Origin of the sequence: Microcystis sp. M049S2 (genome assembly GCF_020245625.1) — a bacterium.
In the GTDB taxonomy this organism is placed as follows: domain Bacteria; phylum Cyanobacteriota; class Cyanobacteriia; order Cyanobacteriales; family Microcystaceae; genus Microcystis; species Microcystis ichthyoblabe_A.
Genome location: NZ_JADBUN010000026.1, coordinates 1 through 16,217, shown reverse-complemented (window position 1 = coordinate 16,217; position 16,217 = coordinate 1). Strand labels below are relative to the sequence as shown.

The 16,217-nt window shown below is 43.6% G+C and carries 14 protein-coding genes, 1 tRNA gene and 1 pseudogene; 6 read left to right on the top strand and 10 right to left on the bottom strand.

Features of this window, described 5'->3' with window-relative positions:
- The first annotated feature begins 336 nt into the window (after window positions 1-336).
- The gene (gene mfd / locus IM496_RS02150; RefSeq protein WP_194017965.1) at window positions 337-3,819 is read left to right on the top strand and encodes a transcription-repair coupling factor; all 3,483 of its coding nucleotides are present in this window, start codon (window positions 337-339) and stop codon (window positions 3,817-3,819) included.
- Window positions 3,820-3,973: 154 nt separating this feature from the next.
- Here the strand turns inward: mfd and IM496_RS02145 are convergent.
- From IM496_RS02145 to IM496_RS02125, 5 genes are all read right to left on the bottom strand, one after another.
- Window positions 3,974-4,060 (bottom strand) — tRNA-Ser (locus tag IM496_RS02145).
- A gap of 116 nt (window positions 4,061-4,176) precedes the next feature.
- Window positions 4,177-5,274, bottom strand: coding sequence for a glycosyltransferase family 4 protein (locus IM496_RS02140; protein ID WP_287661110.1), 1,098 nt, complete (start codon window positions 5,272-5,274; stop codon window positions 4,177-4,179).
- A 218-nt stretch (window positions 5,275-5,492) separates the two neighbouring features.
- Window positions 5,493-7,322 (bottom strand): tetratricopeptide repeat protein, encoded by a 1,830-nt coding sequence (locus IM496_RS02135; RefSeq protein WP_287661109.1) that lies wholly within the window; start codon window positions 7,320-7,322, stop codon window positions 5,493-5,495.
- 463 nt (window positions 7,323-7,785) lie between these two features.
- Complete coding sequence (locus tag IM496_RS02130) at window positions 7,786-8,622, bottom strand: metallophosphoesterase (RefSeq protein ID WP_287661107.1); 837 nt, start codon at window positions 8,620-8,622, stop codon at window positions 7,786-7,788.
- A 92-nt stretch (window positions 8,623-8,714) separates the two neighbouring features.
- Entirely contained in the window at window positions 8,715-9,950 is a 1,236-nt protein-coding gene (locus IM496_RS02125; protein WP_194016990.1) for an LL-diaminopimelate aminotransferase, read from the bottom strand.
- A gap of 153 nt (window positions 9,951-10,103) precedes the next feature.
- On the opposite strand from IM496_RS02125, the gene IM496_RS02120 reads away from it, so the two are divergent.
- Window positions 10,104-10,316 (top strand): DUF2839 domain-containing protein, encoded by a 213-nt coding sequence (locus tag IM496_RS02120; protein ID WP_046661580.1) that lies wholly within the window; start codon window positions 10,104-10,106, stop codon window positions 10,314-10,316.
- Between the two features lie 295 nt (window positions 10,317-10,611).
- Here IM496_RS02120 and IM496_RS02115 read toward each other — a convergent pair whose 3' ends face one another.
- A complete protein-coding gene (locus tag IM496_RS02115; protein ID WP_287661103.1) occupies window positions 10,612-11,547 on the bottom strand; it encodes an NAD-dependent epimerase/dehydratase family protein in 936 nt (311 codons plus the stop codon).
- Between the two features lie 332 nt (window positions 11,548-11,879).
- Between IM496_RS02115 and IM496_RS02110 the strand changes: the two genes are divergently transcribed.
- On the top strand, window positions 11,880-12,344 hold the full coding sequence (locus tag IM496_RS02110) for a DUF29 domain-containing protein (protein WP_287661101.1): 465 nt from the start codon (window positions 11,880-11,882) through the stop codon (window positions 12,342-12,344).
- Here the strand turns inward: IM496_RS02110 and IM496_RS02105 are convergent.
- Window positions 12,341-13,129: a hypothetical protein gene (locus tag IM496_RS02105; RefSeq protein WP_287661099.1), complete on the bottom strand. Its 789-nt coding sequence runs from the start codon at window positions 13,127-13,129 to the stop codon at window positions 12,341-12,343. The genes IM496_RS02110 and IM496_RS02105 overlap by 4 nt on opposite strands.
- Before the next feature lie 98 nt (window positions 13,130-13,227).
- On the opposite strand from IM496_RS02105, the pseudogene IM496_RS02100 reads away from it, so the two are divergent.
- Window positions 13,228-13,346 (top strand): annotated as a pseudogene (locus IM496_RS02100) (IS630-like element ISMae27 family transposase); the annotation flags it as partial.
- Here IM496_RS02100 and IM496_RS02095 read toward each other — a convergent pair.
- Together IM496_RS02095 and IM496_RS02090 are read right to left on the bottom strand one after the other, a co-directional pair.
- A complete protein-coding gene (locus tag IM496_RS02095; protein ID WP_287661097.1) occupies window positions 13,343-13,903 on the bottom strand; it encodes a type IV pilin protein in 561 nt (186 codons plus the stop codon). The pseudogene IM496_RS02100 and the gene IM496_RS02095 sit on opposite strands and share 4 nt — an antisense overlap.
- A gap of 352 nt (window positions 13,904-14,255) precedes the next feature.
- Window positions 14,256-14,759: a type IV pilin-like G/H family protein gene (locus IM496_RS02090; RefSeq protein WP_287661117.1), complete on the bottom strand. Its 504-nt coding sequence runs from the start codon at window positions 14,757-14,759 to the stop codon at window positions 14,256-14,258.
- Between IM496_RS02090 and IM496_RS02085 the strand changes: the two genes are divergently transcribed.
- Window positions 14,659-15,108, top strand: a complete 450-nt coding sequence (locus IM496_RS02085; RefSeq protein WP_287661120.1) for a hypothetical protein — start codon at window positions 14,659-14,661, stop codon at window positions 15,106-15,108. The two genes, IM496_RS02090 and IM496_RS02085, sit on opposite strands and share 101 nt — an antisense overlap.
- Before the next feature lie 36 nt (window positions 15,109-15,144).
- Window positions 15,145-15,558 (top strand): four helix bundle protein, encoded by a 414-nt coding sequence (locus IM496_RS02080; protein WP_002772592.1) that lies wholly within the window; start codon window positions 15,145-15,147, stop codon window positions 15,556-15,558.
- Between the two features lie 56 nt (window positions 15,559-15,614).
- Here the strand turns inward: IM496_RS02080 and IM496_RS02075 are convergent, their stop codons facing one another.
- The gene (locus tag IM496_RS02075) at window positions 15,615-16,022 is read right to left on the bottom strand and encodes a DUF4164 family protein (RefSeq protein WP_194017023.1); all 408 of its coding nucleotides are present in this window, start codon (window positions 16,020-16,022) and stop codon (window positions 15,615-15,617) included.
- Window positions 16,023-16,217: the final 195 nt, after the last annotated feature.

The window sequence follows — 16,217 nt, the reverse complement described above, 5'->3', positions numbered from 1 at the left end:
ACTAAAAATCCCAAGAGGCAGTATAAAAAATTCAGTAGAGCTTAACTAGAGCTTGCTGAATAAATCTAAAAACCGTGTTGGGTAATACTTTTAGACTTTTTGCGAAATCAAAAAGTACCGTATCTGGGAGTGATAGGGGGGAAAATTCCGGGACTTTTTCCCTGAAAATTAGGTAATTGACCGCCTGAAAATGGGTAAAACCCTACACCCCACACCCTACACCCCACACCCCACACCCCACACCCTACACCCCACACCCCACACCCCACACCCTGTCCCCACAAAAAACTTTTTGCCGCAAACCCTAACCAAAAACCGAGCGCCGATCACTAAAAAATGACTTTTGCCTCCGTTATTCGCAACATTGAAAAATCGCCATTAACTGCCGAACTTATCCAAAAACTGGAGAAAAACGGCAATTTAACCCTAACCGGCCTTGCCCGCTTACCGAAAGGATTAATAAGCACAGCTTTCGCCCGTTGTCAAGGAAAAAATCTTTTAATTATCTGTGCCAATCTGGAAGAAGCGGCACGTTGGGCGGCACAATTAGAAGCGATGACGTGGAAAGGTGTTTTCTTTTATCCCACCTCGGAAGCTTGCCCCTACGAGACATTTAATCGGGAATCCGAGATGATTTGGGGACAGATGCAGGTATTATCGACAATCAGTCATCAAGAGGCTGGAATGGCGATCGTTACCACCGAAAAGGCCCTGCAGCCCCATTTACCCCCTAGAGAGGTTTTCGAGAAATATAGCGATAATTTTGAGGTAGGAAGGGTTATAGAAGCCAAAAACCTCGATCTAACCCTAGCTAGATTAGGATATGAAAGGGTTTCACTGGTAGAAACCGAAGGACAATGGAGTCGTCGCGGCGATATCGTTGATATTTTCCCAGTTTCGGCAGAATTGCCGGTCAGGTTAGAATTTTTTGGCGATGAATTGGAAAAATTGCGAGAATTTGACCCTGCCACCCAAAGATCCCTGGATTCTATCCCCAATCTGCTTCTTACTCCCACTAGCTTCGCAGCGATGATTGCCCCTTCTCTTCCCCCCACAGTGGCCGATTATCTGGGGTCCGAAGATCGAGAAAAATTGGCTAATGGCATTTATCCAGAGGGAATTGAGCGATTTTTAGGCTTGTCCTTCCCTCAACCTGCCTCTTTATTGGATTATCTCCCCGAAAATACTCTTATTGCCTTTGATGAACTGGAAAGCTGTCAAGCTAGAAGCGATCGCTGGATAGAATATATTGGGGAACGCTGGCAAGAGATAGAACCAGCTTTACCGAAAATTCACCGTTCTTTTGGCGAATCTCTGCAAATATCGGTCAAATTTCCCCATCTCTACCTCTCGGAAATAGACGATCACCTGTCCGAAAATAGCCTTAATCTCTCCAGTCGTCCGATTCCCACCAATCCGGGGCAATTCGCCAAACTAGCGGAAATTTTACGGGGAAAAAGAGAGATTTATAGCGGTATTAAAGTAAATAAGTACGCTACATGGTTAATATCTGCCCAACCCTCCCGCACAGTCTCGTTATTACAGGAACACGACTGTCCGGCCCAATTTATCCCCAATCCCCTTGATTTTGGGGCGATCGAGCGATTAATCATTCAAAACACCGCTACAGCCCTAAAATACTCAGGATTAGCTGAATTAGAAGGTTTTATCCTACCCACCTATCGCATAGTCGTCGTTACTGATCGAGAGTTCTTCGGACAACATCTTCTAAATACTGCTGGTTACGTCCGCAAACGTCGGCAAGCAGCCTCGGTACAGGTGGACGTGAACAAACTCCGTCCCCTCGATTTTGTAGTACATAAACACCATGGCATCGGACAGTTTATCAAACTAGAAAAGCAGGAAAGCACAATTAGCGGAGTAGTGCAAGGTCGAGATTATCTAGTTATTAAGTATGCCGATGGATTATTGCGGGTTCCTGCCGATTCTGTTGATAATCTCTCCCGTTATCGTCATACAGGTAGTCAAGAGCCTGAATTACATAAAATCTCTGGCAAAGCGTGGGAAGCGACGAAAGCCCGCGTCAGGAAGTCGGTTAAGAAGTTAGCGGTTGATTTAATCAATATTTACGCCCAACGCGCCCAAAAATCGGGTTTTGCCTATCCGATGGATAATCCCTGGCAGCGGGAGTTAGAGGATTCTTTTCCCTACCAACCCACTGCCGATCAACTGAAAGCGATACAGGATGTGAAACGGGATTTAGAAAGCGATCGCCCGATGGATCGTTTAGTCTGTGGGGATGTGGGTTTTGGTAAGACAGAAGTGGCCATTCGTGCTATTTTTAAAGCTGTCACCACGGGTCATAAACAGGTGGCTTTATTAGCACCAACAACGATTTTAACCCAACAACATTATCACACCCTGAAAGAACGTTTTGCTCCCTATCCCATTAATGTGGGTTTATTAAATCGTTTTCGCACCAATTCCGAGAAAAAAGATATCGTCCAGCGCTTGAAAACGGGGGAATTGGATATAGTGGTGGGGACGCAGTTGTTATTGAGTAAAGCGGTGGAGTTTAAAGATTTAGGATTATTGGTTATCGATGAAGAACAGCGTTTTGGGGTCAATCAAAAGGAAAAAATTAAGGCTTTTAAAAGTAATATTGATGTGTTAACCTTGAGTGCGACACCGATTCCCCGGACTCTTTATATGTCCCTTTCTGGGGTGCGAGAAATGAGTTTAATTACCACACCTCCCCCCTCTCGTCGTCCCATCCAAACCCACCTTTCCAGTTATAATTCTGATGCGATTAGAACGGCAATTCGCAACGAATTGGATCGGGGGGGACAGATTTTTTATGTAGTACCCAGAATCGAGGGAATTGAAGAAAAAGCAGCAGCAATTCAAGGGATGATTCCGGGTGCTAGAATTTCCATTGGTCACGGTCGTATGGATGAGTCCGAATTAGAGACCACCATGTTAGCATTTAATAATGGGGAAGCGGATATCTTAGTCTGTACGACTATTGTGGAGTCGGGGTTAGATATTCCCAGAGTTAACACGATTATCATTGAAGATGCCCAAAAATTCGGTTTAGCGCAACTCTATCAACTGCGGGGACGGGTGGGGCGATCGGGAGTACAAGCGCACGCGTGGTTACTTTATCCGGCCAAGGCAGAACTAACAGAAACCGCTCGGGAAAGATTAAAGGCAATTCAAGAATTTACCCAGTTAGGATCGGGGTATCAATTAGCGACTAGGGATCTGGAAATTCGCGGTGCGGGTAACTTATTAGGTGCGGAACAATCGGGACAAATGGAAGCGATCGGTTTTGATCTATATATGGAAATGTTACAGGAAGCTTTGCGGGAAATTCAAGGTCAAGAAATTCCCCAAGTGGAGGATACCCAAATCGATCTGAAATTGACGGCATTTATTCCTAACGATTATATATCCGATCCGGAACAGAAAATGGATGTTTATCGAGCGATCGCTACTGCCAATTCTCAGAAAAATTTAGGACAAATTGCTGCGGATTTAGTGGATAGATATGGGGCAATTCCTTCCCCAGTGGCACAATTATTTAAGGTAATCGAGTTAAAACATCTGGCTAAATCCCTCGGTTTTTCGCGAATTAAACCCGATGGAAAACAGCATATTATCCTCGAAACTCCCATGGAGGAACCAGCGTGGAAATTATTACAAGAACACCTACCCCAACATATACAATCACGCTTTGTTTATAGTCCCAAACAGGTGACAGTTAGGGGTTTAGGAGCGGTAAAACCGCAACAGCAGTTAGATAGTTTATTGGAGTGGTTAGCTAAGTGTAAAGATGGTTTACCGACGAGGAATTAGACTAAATCCTGTTTGAAAAGTATAGGAGAGTGGGTGATGGGGAGATGGGGAGCAGGGGAGAAGATAATAAATAAGAGTAATCTCCTGAATTCAGAATCCTGACTCCTATACTCTGTTATAAAAAGCACCTCATAGACATGAGATGCTTTGGGGACGGAGAGAGAGGGATTCGAACCCTCGTTAAAGTTACCCCTAAACAGCATTTCCAGTGCTGCGCCTTCAACCGCTCGGCCATCTCTCCAATTGAGGTCACGATCATCAATCCTACAACAAATGCTGCCGATCTGTCAAATTATTTTTCTTTTTCCGACGATGACCGATCAGGTTATACTTCATCTGGACGGGAAACCCTGTCAGTTAAGCACACCCTAGATATTGATTTAAGATTGCTGCCGTAGCTAGACCAGTTTTTTGCCAACTAAACTCATCGGCCCGTTTTTTGCCTAGATGACTTAATTTTGAGTGTAATTGTCGATCTTGAGCGATAATTTTTAGGGCATCGGCTAGGGCCTCGACTCGATAGGGATCGATTAAAATTGCCGCTTTTCCCGTGACTTCCGGCAAAGATGACAAATTTGAGGTGATGACCGGTGTACCGCAGGCCATAGCCTCTAAAACGGGCAATCCGAAGCCTTCCCAGAGACTGGGGAAGACTAAAGCAGTGGCTTGACTGATCACTTGGGGCAGCTCATCGTAGGGGATATAATCGAGAAATTTAATGCGATCGCTGACTGCTAATTCCCGCGCTTGTTGTTTTAAATTGGGGGTATAACGGCGATCAAAGCTGCCGGCAATCCAAAGATGATAATCTGTTAAATCTGGGGGCAGTTGGGCAAAAGCGGCGATTAAACGCGGTAAATTTTTATAGGGATTGGGACGACCCAGATAGAGAAAATAGGGATGCTCTGGCTTATTATCTTCAATAGGGCGAAAGTGATGATGATCGTAGGCTAGGGGAATAGAAGTAATTTTATCGGCGGGAATTTGATAATATTCAGTGATATCTTTGGCCGTTGCCTGAGAGTTACAGATAATATGTTTTGCCTGTTGTAATACCTGCGGCACATAATAACGGAAATAGTGAGTTAAGGGGGAAGTAAAACTGGGAAACCGTAGGGGAATTAAATCGTGGACCATGACGACAAAGCGACAGGGAGAATTTATCGGCGCTTCCGGAAGGGGAGAAAAGAGTAAATTCGCCTTTAATTGTCGGTAAATTGACGGTAACTGCCACTGAGTCCAGAGTAAGCGTTTTAAATGACCTTTCGCTCCTCGATCAGGGCCGAGACCTTTGGGGATAGAATAACAGTTAAAGTCGGGATAACTATTAGCTGTTAGTAGGGTTGGTTCTAAATTTTTCAGGTAGGGTAAGAGGTTAAGAATGTAGGTACTGATTCCCGTGGGTTGGGGAAAAAGTACCGAGAGATTAATTAATAGGTTATGCTGTGTATTCACTAATTAGGGTCTGCTGAAAAAGTTTTTCGTGGGGACAGGGTGTGGGGTGTGGGGTGTGGGGTGTGGGGTTTTAGCGATTTTCATCTGGTCAATTACCTAATTTTCAGGGAAAAAGTCCCAGAATTGTACCCCCGATCACTCCAATGGTTGGCACTTTTTGAGGTAAAAAAAGTCTAAAAGTCTTACCCAATAAGGTTTTTAGATTTATTCAGCAAACCCTAATTACCCTGTTGATATTTGCTGAGGATTTCTGAGATATATTGGTAGCCTTCCAGTCCAATTGATTTAATCAGAGAGGAACGTTCCTGACTGAAAGTCTGCTCAAAAGCTGCGATATTTTTACCGCGAATAACCGTTAATAGACTGGCAGCTTGTCGCCATTCTACTGCACCGATTTCGTGTAGCCAATACATTCCTAGAGAACCCATATAAATTGCCTGTTCAAAATTCTTGTCTTGATAGTAAGCTTCCCCTAAATAAGTTAGTAATAAACCTTGCAGATATACATCTCCGTAGTATTTGGCCGATTCTAATCCTTGTAGGAGAATATTAATCGCTTCTTGGGTTCTTTCAAGGACAAGATATGCTAAACCTAAACTGCTACAACAAAGGGATTTACTCTGCCAATCTTGGAGACTTTCCGCTAACTTTAATCCCTGCTGTAAATACTCGATCGAACTTTGATAAATTTCGGGATCGTATCTCTCTAACTGTTGCGCTTCCTGTACCTGACTATAACCCAAATTAGCTAAAGCGTTAGCCTGTCCTAAACTATTACCCTGTTGACGACTTAAAATTAAAGCTCTCTGACTTAAATTAATCGCTTCTGCATAGTTTTTTTGGATAGCATTGAGACGAGATAAATGGTTTAAATTAGCTATTTCACAAGCATAATCCTGTTGTTGACGGGCAATTTCTAAAGCTTGTTGATGACATTCTCTGGCCTGTCGATAGTCGCCGCGAATGCGATTAGAATAGGCAATTAAAGTTAAAATTCTCGCCTTTTCTCCCGTGCCTTCCACATAACGCAGAGGAATTGATAAATAGTCTAACGCATCCTTGAGATAACTGCCAGAAAAGGAGGCAAAAATTCCCCCGTATAAAGGAAAATAATCCCGTTGAGCAAAGGTTCTCAGAATTTGTAAAGCCATCTGAAAACAGCCCCGACTATAGAGAGAATTTTTACTAACTTGCTCGAAACTATTGGTTAACAGCGACCAAATTAAAGCAAAGGTGAGAAAGGTAGAGATGGATAATTTTGCTCCCAGTTTTTCGCTATAGATACGCTGATCAAAAAAGTTAATTAGTCCCCTTTGGATATATTGAAAAACAATAGCAGTTTCTACCCAATCGGTTAAAGTTAAATCCTGCGTAAGAGAATCAAAAGCTTGTTGATTAGCTAAACTTTCTAAGACTCGTTTTAACCAAGAGGGATTAACTTTACTTGCCCAAATTTGCCAGGGTGTCACTCGCTCATTATCATTAGTAAAGCCAAGATTGCGATTTTGTTCGTACAGCCAACTGGTGAGATCATTCGATAAATTTGACCAAGTATTTAACCCCAGATTAATCCCCGTGGCAATTTGCCATAAATCCGCTTCTCCCCGCTGCTGAGAAACTGCCTGTAAATGCTTGGCTAACTGTTGTAATTGTTCTAGGGTTAAAGCATTATTTTGATTGGGATCAATTAAATTTACTAAAGTCAGTAAACGATCCTCTCGATCGATTTTTACCAGATTATCGATCGCCGCTGCAGTGAGAGAATTTTGCTGATTGGTTTTTTGATATTTTTCCCATTCACTTTCGATCGTTTCCAGGGCCCGCAAAACTCTAGTGGCTTTAATTTTTGTTTCTAACTGTGAGCGAGTAACGATAATTTTTTCGTTTAAACAACGCTCAAAAATTTCTCCTGTGCCATTTTTTACTCCCTCGGCTAAAAGGTTATAAACCTGTGATTTAGCTCTAATTTTTCCTTCTAAAGTTAGATTGACAATGCGCTCAATTAGTGCATTATAAGTTTCGTTGAAGTTATCTCTATTTTCTGTCATAAGTGTTTTTTTCAGTTATCAGTAAACAGTAATCAGTAATCAGTGAAAAGACAGTAGGAAAATTCTAAGCTGTACTGAATTTAAACTGCATATTGGAAAATTTAGTACAAATGCTCAAACTTCCTCTCCCTGCTCCCAACTCCGGTGCAGTCTTAACGAGTAATTTATATAGTCAACAGCTTATCAGTTATCAGATGTGAGTTTTCAGTTCACCGACTACTTTTTGGGGTTAATTTTTTTGGGCTTTATTTGACTTGAAAAGAGGGGGGTCGCAGGCTGGCACGGATTCCCATTATATAAGAAATTATCTGTCAAGTCGTGGGGTTTTGTCAAGCTTTTTTGGAAAAAAAATTAACCGATAGTCTTAACGAGTAATTTAGATAGTCAACAGCTGATTTAATGCGGCATACTTAAAACTTAAGACTTAAAACTTAAATCTGATAACTGATAACTGATAACTGATTCAAGACTGACTACTGTTGATCAAAGTAATTACCGTCACTTCGGGGGGACAAAAAAGACGACCGGGAAAATAGGTTCCCAAGCCTCGATTCACATATAATTGATTGTCCCCGACTCGATGAAATCCCTCGGACCATTGCCAGTATCGGACTACTCTGCTAAACTGCCGATGAAGGGGAACCCATTGACCATAGGGTTCGGGCAGCGATCGCCTAAGTTCCTCTAAAATTATCGGTAGGGAACCGATACCCGGGATAGTCACTTGGCCTCCGTGGGTATGACCGGATAACTGCAAATCCACGCGCCAATCCTTTAAAATCATGGCTGTATCGGGATTGTGGGAAAGGACGAGTCTGGGTATATCGGGGGAGATTTGCTCGAGGATTTGCGGTAAAAATTCCCCGGACCAATAATCGGCCAATCCGACGATGGGAAAATTTTCGCCGTAGGGTGTGACGATTTCATTCCAGAGTACCCGAATTCCCACGCTAGTTAAGGCCGATCTGACCGTTTCCCTTGCGTTGGGAAGATAACTGTCATGATTTCCTAAACAAGCATAAATACCCCCTTGACTTTTGAGAGCTTTTATGCTCTCGACTAGGGCAAAAATTGGCCTGGGACTATAGGTAATAAAATCCCCCGTCAGGAAGATGAGATCGGGTTTTTCCTGATTAGTAATGGCGATCGCTTCTTGCAGGACAGCTTCAGGCAAATGCTGTGCATCGCAGTGCAGATCTGACCACTGCACCAACTTGATCCCTTGCAGATGTGCTGGTAAGCTGGCAATTGCGATCGTTAATCTTTCTACCTGTAAGGATTCTAACCAAAAGGGTCGCATCGGTGAGCCGTTGTCGGTGAGTATGTCAACAGTTTATCAATTCCCGATGGGGTTGTTGGGGGATGCTTCCGCAAACATCCCTCTCTTGAGGATTAGCCTTGAAATTTATCGATAATTCTTTCCATAGCGGCCTCGACGTTGGCACGACTATTAAAAGCCGATAGCCGGAAATAACCCTCTCCGGCGGCCCCAAAGCCAGATCCGGGGGTTCCCACCACATTACAGGTATGTAGCAGTTTATCGAAGAAATCCCAACTTGATAGACCTTGGGGCGTTTTTACCCAAACGTAGGGCGCATTTACGCCACCATGGACTTCTAAACTGGCAGCGGTTAATTTTTCTCGGATAATTGTTGCATTTTGTAAATAAAACTTGACAAGTTCTTGTACTTGTGCTTGTCCTTCCGGGGAATAAACCGCCTCGGCCCCCCGTTGGACAATGTAGGAAACGCCGTTAAATTTGGTCGATTGCCGACGATTCCACAGTTTCCAGAGTTGCACATCCGTCCCGTCGGCCGCCTTGGCCGTGAGACTTTGGGGAACCACGGTTAAAGCGCAACGAGTCCCAGTAAAACCGGCATTTTTAGAAAAAGAGCGAAATTCGATCGCACATTGCCGCGCCCCCTCGATTTCATAGATAGAGTGGGGTAAACTGGCATCGGTGATAAAGGCCTCATAGGCCGCATCAAAAAAGATAATCGATCCGTTGGCCCTAGCATAATTAACCCAAGCTGTCAAGTGTTCTTTGGTAGCCGTGGCCCCGGTGGGATTGTTGGGAAAACAGAGATAGATTAAATCAACTTTTTCCGTCGGAATCTGGGCAGTAAAGTTATTTTCGGCGGTAATTGGCAGATAAATCAAGCCCTCGTATTCGCCGCGGTCGTTGACCTCTCCCGTGTGTCCAGCCATAACGTTAGTATCAACGTAAACGGGATATACTGGGTCAGTAACAGCGATCGAGTTATTATCTCCAAAAATATCGAGAATATTGCCCGTATCGCACTTAGAACCGTCGGAAATAAAGATTTCATCGGCACTTATCTCACAACCGCGAGCCTGAAAATCATGGACGGCGATTTTCTCCCTTAACCAAGCATAACCCTGTTCCGGCCCGTAACCCTTAAAGCTAGAGCGATCGCCCATTTCCTCCACTGCTTTGATCATGGCCTCGCGACAAGCTTGGGGCAAAGGTTCGGTGACATCGCCAATCCCCAGACGGATAATATTAGCATCAGGATTGGCTGCCGCAAAAGCCTGGACTCGTCGGGCAATTTCCGGGAAAAGATAACCCGCTTTTAGTTTTAAGTAATTACTGTTAATGGTTGCCATAATTATTCTCGTTTCAGTCGCAACCTTTAATTTTATAATAGTCGGTCGTCGGCCGTCAGTTTCGATCGCCCCCCTTCACGCAGTAGGATTGGGTGTAGGTGGTTGTCTTTCGATATACAATCAGAGAAAAACCTCTTAATAACTGACATTAGTATGGGTGAATCAAAACGTCGTCAATCGGCCCTGGGTGATAAGTATGGACAGGAAGAAAATATCCTGCCTTGGCTACCGATTACCAAAAGTCAAGCATCCCAAGCTTACAAGTTAACCACTAGGGGTGCCTGGATTGGTATAGGAGTTTTAGCCGGGGTTTGGCTAGTTATTCGTTTTGTCGGGCCGGCCTTCGGTTGGTGGAATGTCCAATAAGGGACTTGCGTGGGAATAATATCCCAGGCAGAAAATCGCTCTGTAGAAGAATCAGACCGGCCAAAAGGCACATTATCAAAGCGCAAGTCCCCAACATCTCGAAGGCTCTCTCCCCCTACTTAGGGTGATCAGCAAACCTGAGCGCTCGGAGGGCGCAAGCTTTGCGCCCCTACAGTAACTGATTTTGTCCACAATGTAGGGGCGAACTGCGTTCGCCCAAAAGGTACATTATCAAAGCGCAAGTCCCTTACTGTTCACTGCTCACAGCAAAAAACTCCCCACCAGAAAATTAATTTTATTGGTTTGCCAAGATCTGGTCATCGATCGCCAAGTCTATTTCTTGTTGAGCGCGACCGGAAGCGAGATAATCATTCTGGAAGGAGTCTGTTAAACCACTGACGAGATCATATTCAGGCTGCCAGTTTAACTCCTGGGTAGCTTTATTAATATCAGCGTAGAAATGTTGAACCCGCAGGGGGAAAGGTTTCTTTTTACCGAAGTCAAATTTTTTGGGGTTATAGTTAACAATCTCGATTTCCTCGGCATTTTTCCCCATGGCTGCCGCGCAAGCTTTTGCTAAACCGTTAAAAGTTACATAGCGATCGCCTGAAATATTATACACTTGACCGATAGCCTGAGAATTGCCCAATACTGCGGCCATGGCCTTGGCCAGATCGACAACGTGACCAAATTGGGTAAAATGTTCCCCATGACCGGGTATAGGAATAGGACGATTACGAACCAAACGGTCAAAAAACCAAGCTTCTAGGTCATTATAGTTGCCCGGTCCGTAGATATAGACTGGACGGATAGAAGTCCAGGGTAAACCCATCTCGCTTAAGTAGTTTTCTGTCTCGTGTTTTCCCTTGTGGCGACTTTTGGGATCTAGTTTATCCCCCTCTTTATGGGGCATTTGGTCGGATTTTAGATAAACCCCCGCCGAGCTAACATAGACAAAATGCCGGATTCTGTCCCTAAAAATCTCGACGAGGGGCTGAGTATCACTTAATTCTCTGCCATTATTATCGAAAATTGCCTCAAAACTCTCATCTTTAAGCTTTTCTTTAAGTTGCGCTGGGTCAGTGCGATCGCCGTGGATCTGTCGTACTCCGGCAACCGGAGCGGGTTTATTGCCACGATTGAATAATACTACCTCATGACCCTGTTCTACTAACACTTTAGTCAAAGAAACACCGATAAATCGGGTTCCACCCATAATTAAAATTTTCATAAGTCGCCATTGTCAATATCAAGGTTATATTATCCCTCGATCGGTGCAGTTTAAAAACTGTGCTTTTTAGGTTTGTGTCATCAATCCAGTCTTTTGGGGGGTTCTACCCCCCAAACCCCCCGTTGGGGACGCAAGCGCCGTCCCCAAACCCCGGAGCGCATTAGCTTTTCGGTGGGATGCTTACACGCGGCTGTTCATACATTTGTAGCAGTTTAAGAGTGACTGATAATTGCTGATTATCGGTATTTCCGAAAATGTGAGATGCACCCAAACCGAGCGACTTTTAATGCAAGTTTGATGAAGGTAATTAGTCAACAGAGGAGGTCAAAATTATGACTTTAGCCAAGGTAAAAAATCTTTATGATCAAGATTTTGCTTTGTGGATAGAGAAGACGGTCAAACAATTAAAATCTGGGGATTTATCTCAGGTTGATTTAGAGAATTTGATCGAGGAGGTGGAATCTTTGGGAAGACGAGATAAAAGGGAACTTAAAAACCGTTTAATTACATTATTTGAACAGGCTTTAAAACGTCGTTATCTTCCTTTGTCCGACTGTTATCGAGGTTGGGAAGTCACAATTAAACGCTGTCAATCTAAGTTAAAAGATATCCTTAAAGATTCCCCTAGTTTATGCAGTTTTTTAACCGATATTTGTGATGATTGTTATCAGGAAGCGGTGGAGAATATGCGAATTGAATATGATGCTAGGTTTCCCGATGTTTGTCCTTTTTCTAAGGATATTGATCGCTTATTAAATCATAAGTTTTGGCAGGATGAAAAATATACTAACCCCTAATCCTTGGGGGGAATTGCCATCACTTGATTATCGCCGAACACAACCAATTTACCGCCCAATTTTTCGATATTTTCCTTAGCTAACCTGCGGGTTTCTTCGTCTTGGCTATTTAGCCAGACTAACATCCAGGCACCAACTCTGGGAGCGCGACTATCGGGATTAGTTTCTAAAAATTTCACTGTTCCCCTGGCGGATTTTTCGATAAATTCATTACCGGCAATTTTCGCCCAATCGGCAGCCATTTGATAGGATTTTTTGGCCGCAGGAATATCACCTAAAAATAATAGTTCATCCACTCCTTTATATAACCAAATAAAATAGGCATCGGTGACATCAGGAGTTAGTTTTGATAAACCCTTATTCATAATCTCAACGGTTCTTTCGGGTTTGCCGGCATTGACAGAAGAAGGGACGGACATCATCAAATAGGCGCGGACAAATTTCGGGTCATTTTTAGTGACAATTTCCATAAAATCGGGACTTAAACCGTAGCCAGTCTCCTTGCGAGCATCCCCATCGCCATAATATTGAATAAACTGTAACATTGACCAATTGGCTAACATATTATCAAAGCCAAAAGCTGGCATATTTTTTAATAACTCAACCCTAGCATTTTCTAGGCGAGATTCTTGACTATAATTTCTTTCTAATAACTTTTCTTTGGTCAAGGTTTTCACCTTTTCCTGTTGCATTTCGACAATAGCCATGATTAGCCCACCGATAACGGCAACTAAACCAAGAGTTTTAAGTAGGGATAGATTGAGCGTTTTTTTTACGTCCAGCATAGGTTTAAACGAAAGTCAATAACATTAACAAAAATAAAAGGTTTTTCGGTTATTTTAGAGACTGTTCGTAAATGAATATTAAGCGGGAAACTGACCACTTTGATCAACCTCCCTGTTGTTGAGAAGTAATCCCATTGAGAGAGTTTGTCCATATTTGAAAAACTTATTGGCATGGAGTAATTTTAACTCCCTTGATCACCCAAGAAGTAAACTTTACATTGGACCTGTCAGCGGAGTCGATGATGGATCATTAAACCCAATGCTATCGGGACTACTACAACCAGCCTCACCGGTCACAAAAACATTATCTTGTAAAGGACTTTTAGCCTCACAGATAACGAGCAATAAGCGCCCGTCTGGCATCAGTCGGACTCCCCCTGCATAGTTTTTAATATCATTATCAAATTCAAGCTTTGCCACCGCTCGATAGGAAGATAGAGTATTATTGGGAGTAAGAGTAGGAGGGATACCGGAGGGTGTATTGTAATCGCTAAAAGTATAAAATTTAGCGGTGTTAATGCCACTAATGGGTAATTGATCTAGCCTGGCAAAAATACCATTTTCGTAGCGATAAGCCTGTTGGGCGCGATTGATTTGTCCCAGTATCGCCAGTGCTTCTGCTTGCCTACCTTTGGCGACTTGTTGTAATAGATTCGGTAAACCGACGGCGGCGAGAACTCCTAATATAATCACCACTACTAGCAATTCTATTAAGGTAAAACCCCTCGCTTTTTTCCCTTGTGATTTAATTGCTAAAAAAAGAAGGTATTTCATGGTTAGGCCCTGGCAATATTGTCTGTATTTTTCTAGTTGGGCGTCGGAGATTTCAGTTATCAGCTTCCTATGGCAATAGGTAAGGGACTCCAAGAAAGAATCTGGCAATTCCCTTACCTAAAAAGAAGGTCAGTAGGTCAAGGCTTTTAGCTTGACAAATCAGGTTTAAGATTCGGTTCTTGTTATCAGATGTGAGTTTTTAGTTCACCTTTTACTGTTCACTGATAAAATCCTATCCCTAAAGTAACCAAGAGCGCAGATTTTCCAAGAGAATATTTCCCTGTCACCTTCCGCTAACTATCAAGTCTTGGTTGTTATGCCAGAAAGCTTTTAAGCAATCTGGGAAGAATATCTATTGGACTGCTGTGCCGTTGGTGCAATCACCAGTACCACCAGCGGGAGCGGCAACACCACTAGTAGTAGGGTTAGTTGCTTCACAGATGATTGCATTGAAAGCACCTGCGGTGGTTTGACCTACAGAAGAAGCGTAGTCGCGAATATCGTTGTTGTAGTTGGTTTTAGCGGTAGCACTAGCTCCAGCCCCGGTGGCATTGGCGGTGCCAACGTTACCAAAATCGTAGTATGTACCTGTTAGAGCTATAGGCAACTGACCTATAGTACCAAAGGCTGTGTTTTCCAAGCGGTAAACCTGTTGGGCGCGGTTAACGACGCCGAGGTTGGTGCGAGCTTCAGCTTGTCTGCCTTTGGCCACCTGACCGAGGAGGTTGGGGAGAGCGATGGCGGCCAGTACACCGATGATGATAACGACCACTAGGAGTTCGATGAGGGTGAAACCTTTGTTACCGTTCTTTTTGTTGAGAGCTTGGATAAGTTTGAATTTGAAAGCAGAGTTCATAGCTGTATTCCTGATGGATGTTTTCTTGTCTGTAATCAATTTACCCATTTGTTTCAAAAAACCTATCACCCTTGGGAAAAATTTTTTTTGGGGGAAGTGGGGTGGTGGGGAAGTGGGGAAGTGGGGAAGTGGGGAAGTGGGGAGGTGGGGAGGTGGGGAGGTGGGGAGGTGGGGAGGTGGGGTGGTGGGGAAGTGGGGAGGTGGGGAGGTGGGGAGGTGGGGAGGTGGGGAGGTGGGGAGGTGGGGAGGTGGGGAAGTGGGGAGGTGGGGAGGTGGGGAGGTGGGGTGGTGGGGAAGTGGGGAGGTGGGAAATTTTCCTGAATTTAGGTTTGACAAGAGGTATGTATAAGGGAAAGTAAGAATCATCCATCAGGAAAGGGGAATTATGGTGCAAAAACCAAAGAAATTGCTGAACACCCATGAAGACCTAGAAGTTTATCAAATCGCTTTTAATCTGGCTATGGAAATCTTTGAACTGTCTAAAAAGTTTCCTGGGTCGGAAAAATATTCATTAATTGATCAAATTAGACGATCTTCTCGTTCTGTCTGTGCTAATTTAGCAGAGGCATGGCGTAGAAGACGATATAAGGGTTCATTTTTGCTGAGATTAAATGATGCGGAGGCAGAAGCGGCAGAAAGCCAAGTTTGGTTAAAATTTGCTGTTAAATGCCAATATTTAGATATTGAGACTGGTAGAAAACTTTATGGTCAGTATAATAAGGTTTTAGGACTGATCGTCATCATGACTAATAATGCCGATAAATGGCTACTAAAAACCCCAAAATCCCCAAAACCCTAATTCCCCAAAACCCTAATTCTCCATTTCAGGTTAGGTTTAAGTATCGGGGGCCAGTTCTAGGGATTGGGGAAAAAACCAAAAAGTTTAGCAGCACCTCCCAAGACAGCAACCACCAAAGCGATGAGAATCCCCCGGTTGGTAAATTCCTGATAAGCAACCCGTACCGTTAATCCCTCGATTTTCTCGTCTAATACTTTAGTATCGCCTTTTAAATCAGCTTGGCCTATCTCCAGTTTCGTCAACCGCTCATCTACCTTGTCAAATCTCTCATCTACCTTGTCAAATCTCTCATCTACCTTGTCAAATCTGTCATTCATCCGTTTTTCCAGGGAGTCGATTTTCTCATCCATCCGTTTTTCCAGGGAGTCGATTTTCTCATCCATCCGTTTTTCCAGGGAGTCGATTTTACTCTCAATCCTTGTCAGGACAGCTTCGAGGGAATAGGTGACGGTTTCGTTAGACATTTTGCTATACTCCTATAGATTTTTGAGTTTTTTATCGTTCTCAGGGAAGTGACTGTTTCTCAGGGTAACTTCTAGGGATTGGGGAAAAAACCAAAAAGTTTAGCAGCACCTCCCAAGACAGCAACCACCAAAGCGATGAGAATCCCCCGGTTGGTAAATTCCTGATAAGCAACCCCTACCGTTAATCCCTCGATT

Excerpts from the sequence above, each read along its gene's own strand:
- IM496_RS02120 (WP_046661580.1), top strand. The coding sequence starts at position 10,104 with ATGGGTGAATCAAAACGTCGTCAATCGGCCCTGGGTGATAAGTATGGA.
- IM496_RS02085 (WP_287661120.1), top strand. The coding sequence starts at position 14,659 with ATGATGATAACGACCACTAGGAGTTCGATGAGGGTGAAACCTTTGTTA.
- IM496_RS02125 (WP_194016990.1), bottom strand. The coding sequence starts at position 9,950 with ATGGCAACCATTAACAGTAATTACTTAAAACTAAAAGCGGGTTATCTT.
- IM496_RS02135 (WP_287661109.1), bottom strand. The coding sequence starts at position 7,322 with ATGACAGAAAATAGAGATAACTTCAACGAAACTTATAATGCACTAATT.
- IM496_RS02095 (WP_287661097.1), bottom strand. The coding sequence starts at position 13,903 with ATGAAATACCTTCTTTTTTTAGCAATTAAATCACAAGGGAAAAAAGCG.
- IM496_RS02105 (WP_287661099.1), bottom strand. The coding sequence starts at position 13,129 with ATGCTGGACGTAAAAAAAACGCTCAATCTATCCCTACTTAAAACTCTT.
- IM496_RS02110 (WP_287661101.1), top strand. The coding sequence starts at position 11,880 with ATGACTTTAGCCAAGGTAAAAAATCTTTATGATCAAGATTTTGCTTTG.
- IM496_RS02130 (WP_287661107.1), bottom strand. The coding sequence starts at position 8,622 with ATGCGACCCTTTTGGTTAGAATCCTTACAGGTAGAAAGATTAACGATC.
- IM496_RS02115 (WP_287661103.1), bottom strand. The coding sequence starts at position 11,547 with ATGAAAATTTTAATTATGGGTGGAACCCGATTTATCGGTGTTTCTTTG.
- IM496_RS02075 (WP_194017023.1), bottom strand. The coding sequence starts at position 16,022 with ATGTCTAACGAAACCGTCACCTATTCCCTCGAAGCTGTCCTGACAAGG.
- IM496_RS02080 (WP_002772592.1), top strand. The coding sequence starts at position 15,145 with ATGGTGCAAAAACCAAAGAAATTGCTGAACACCCATGAAGACCTAGAA.
- mfd (WP_194017965.1), top strand. The coding sequence starts at position 337 with ATGACTTTTGCCTCCGTTATTCGCAACATTGAAAAATCGCCATTAACT.
- IM496_RS02090 (WP_287661117.1), bottom strand. The coding sequence starts at position 14,759 with ATGAACTCTGCTTTCAAATTCAAACTTATCCAAGCTCTCAACAAAAAG.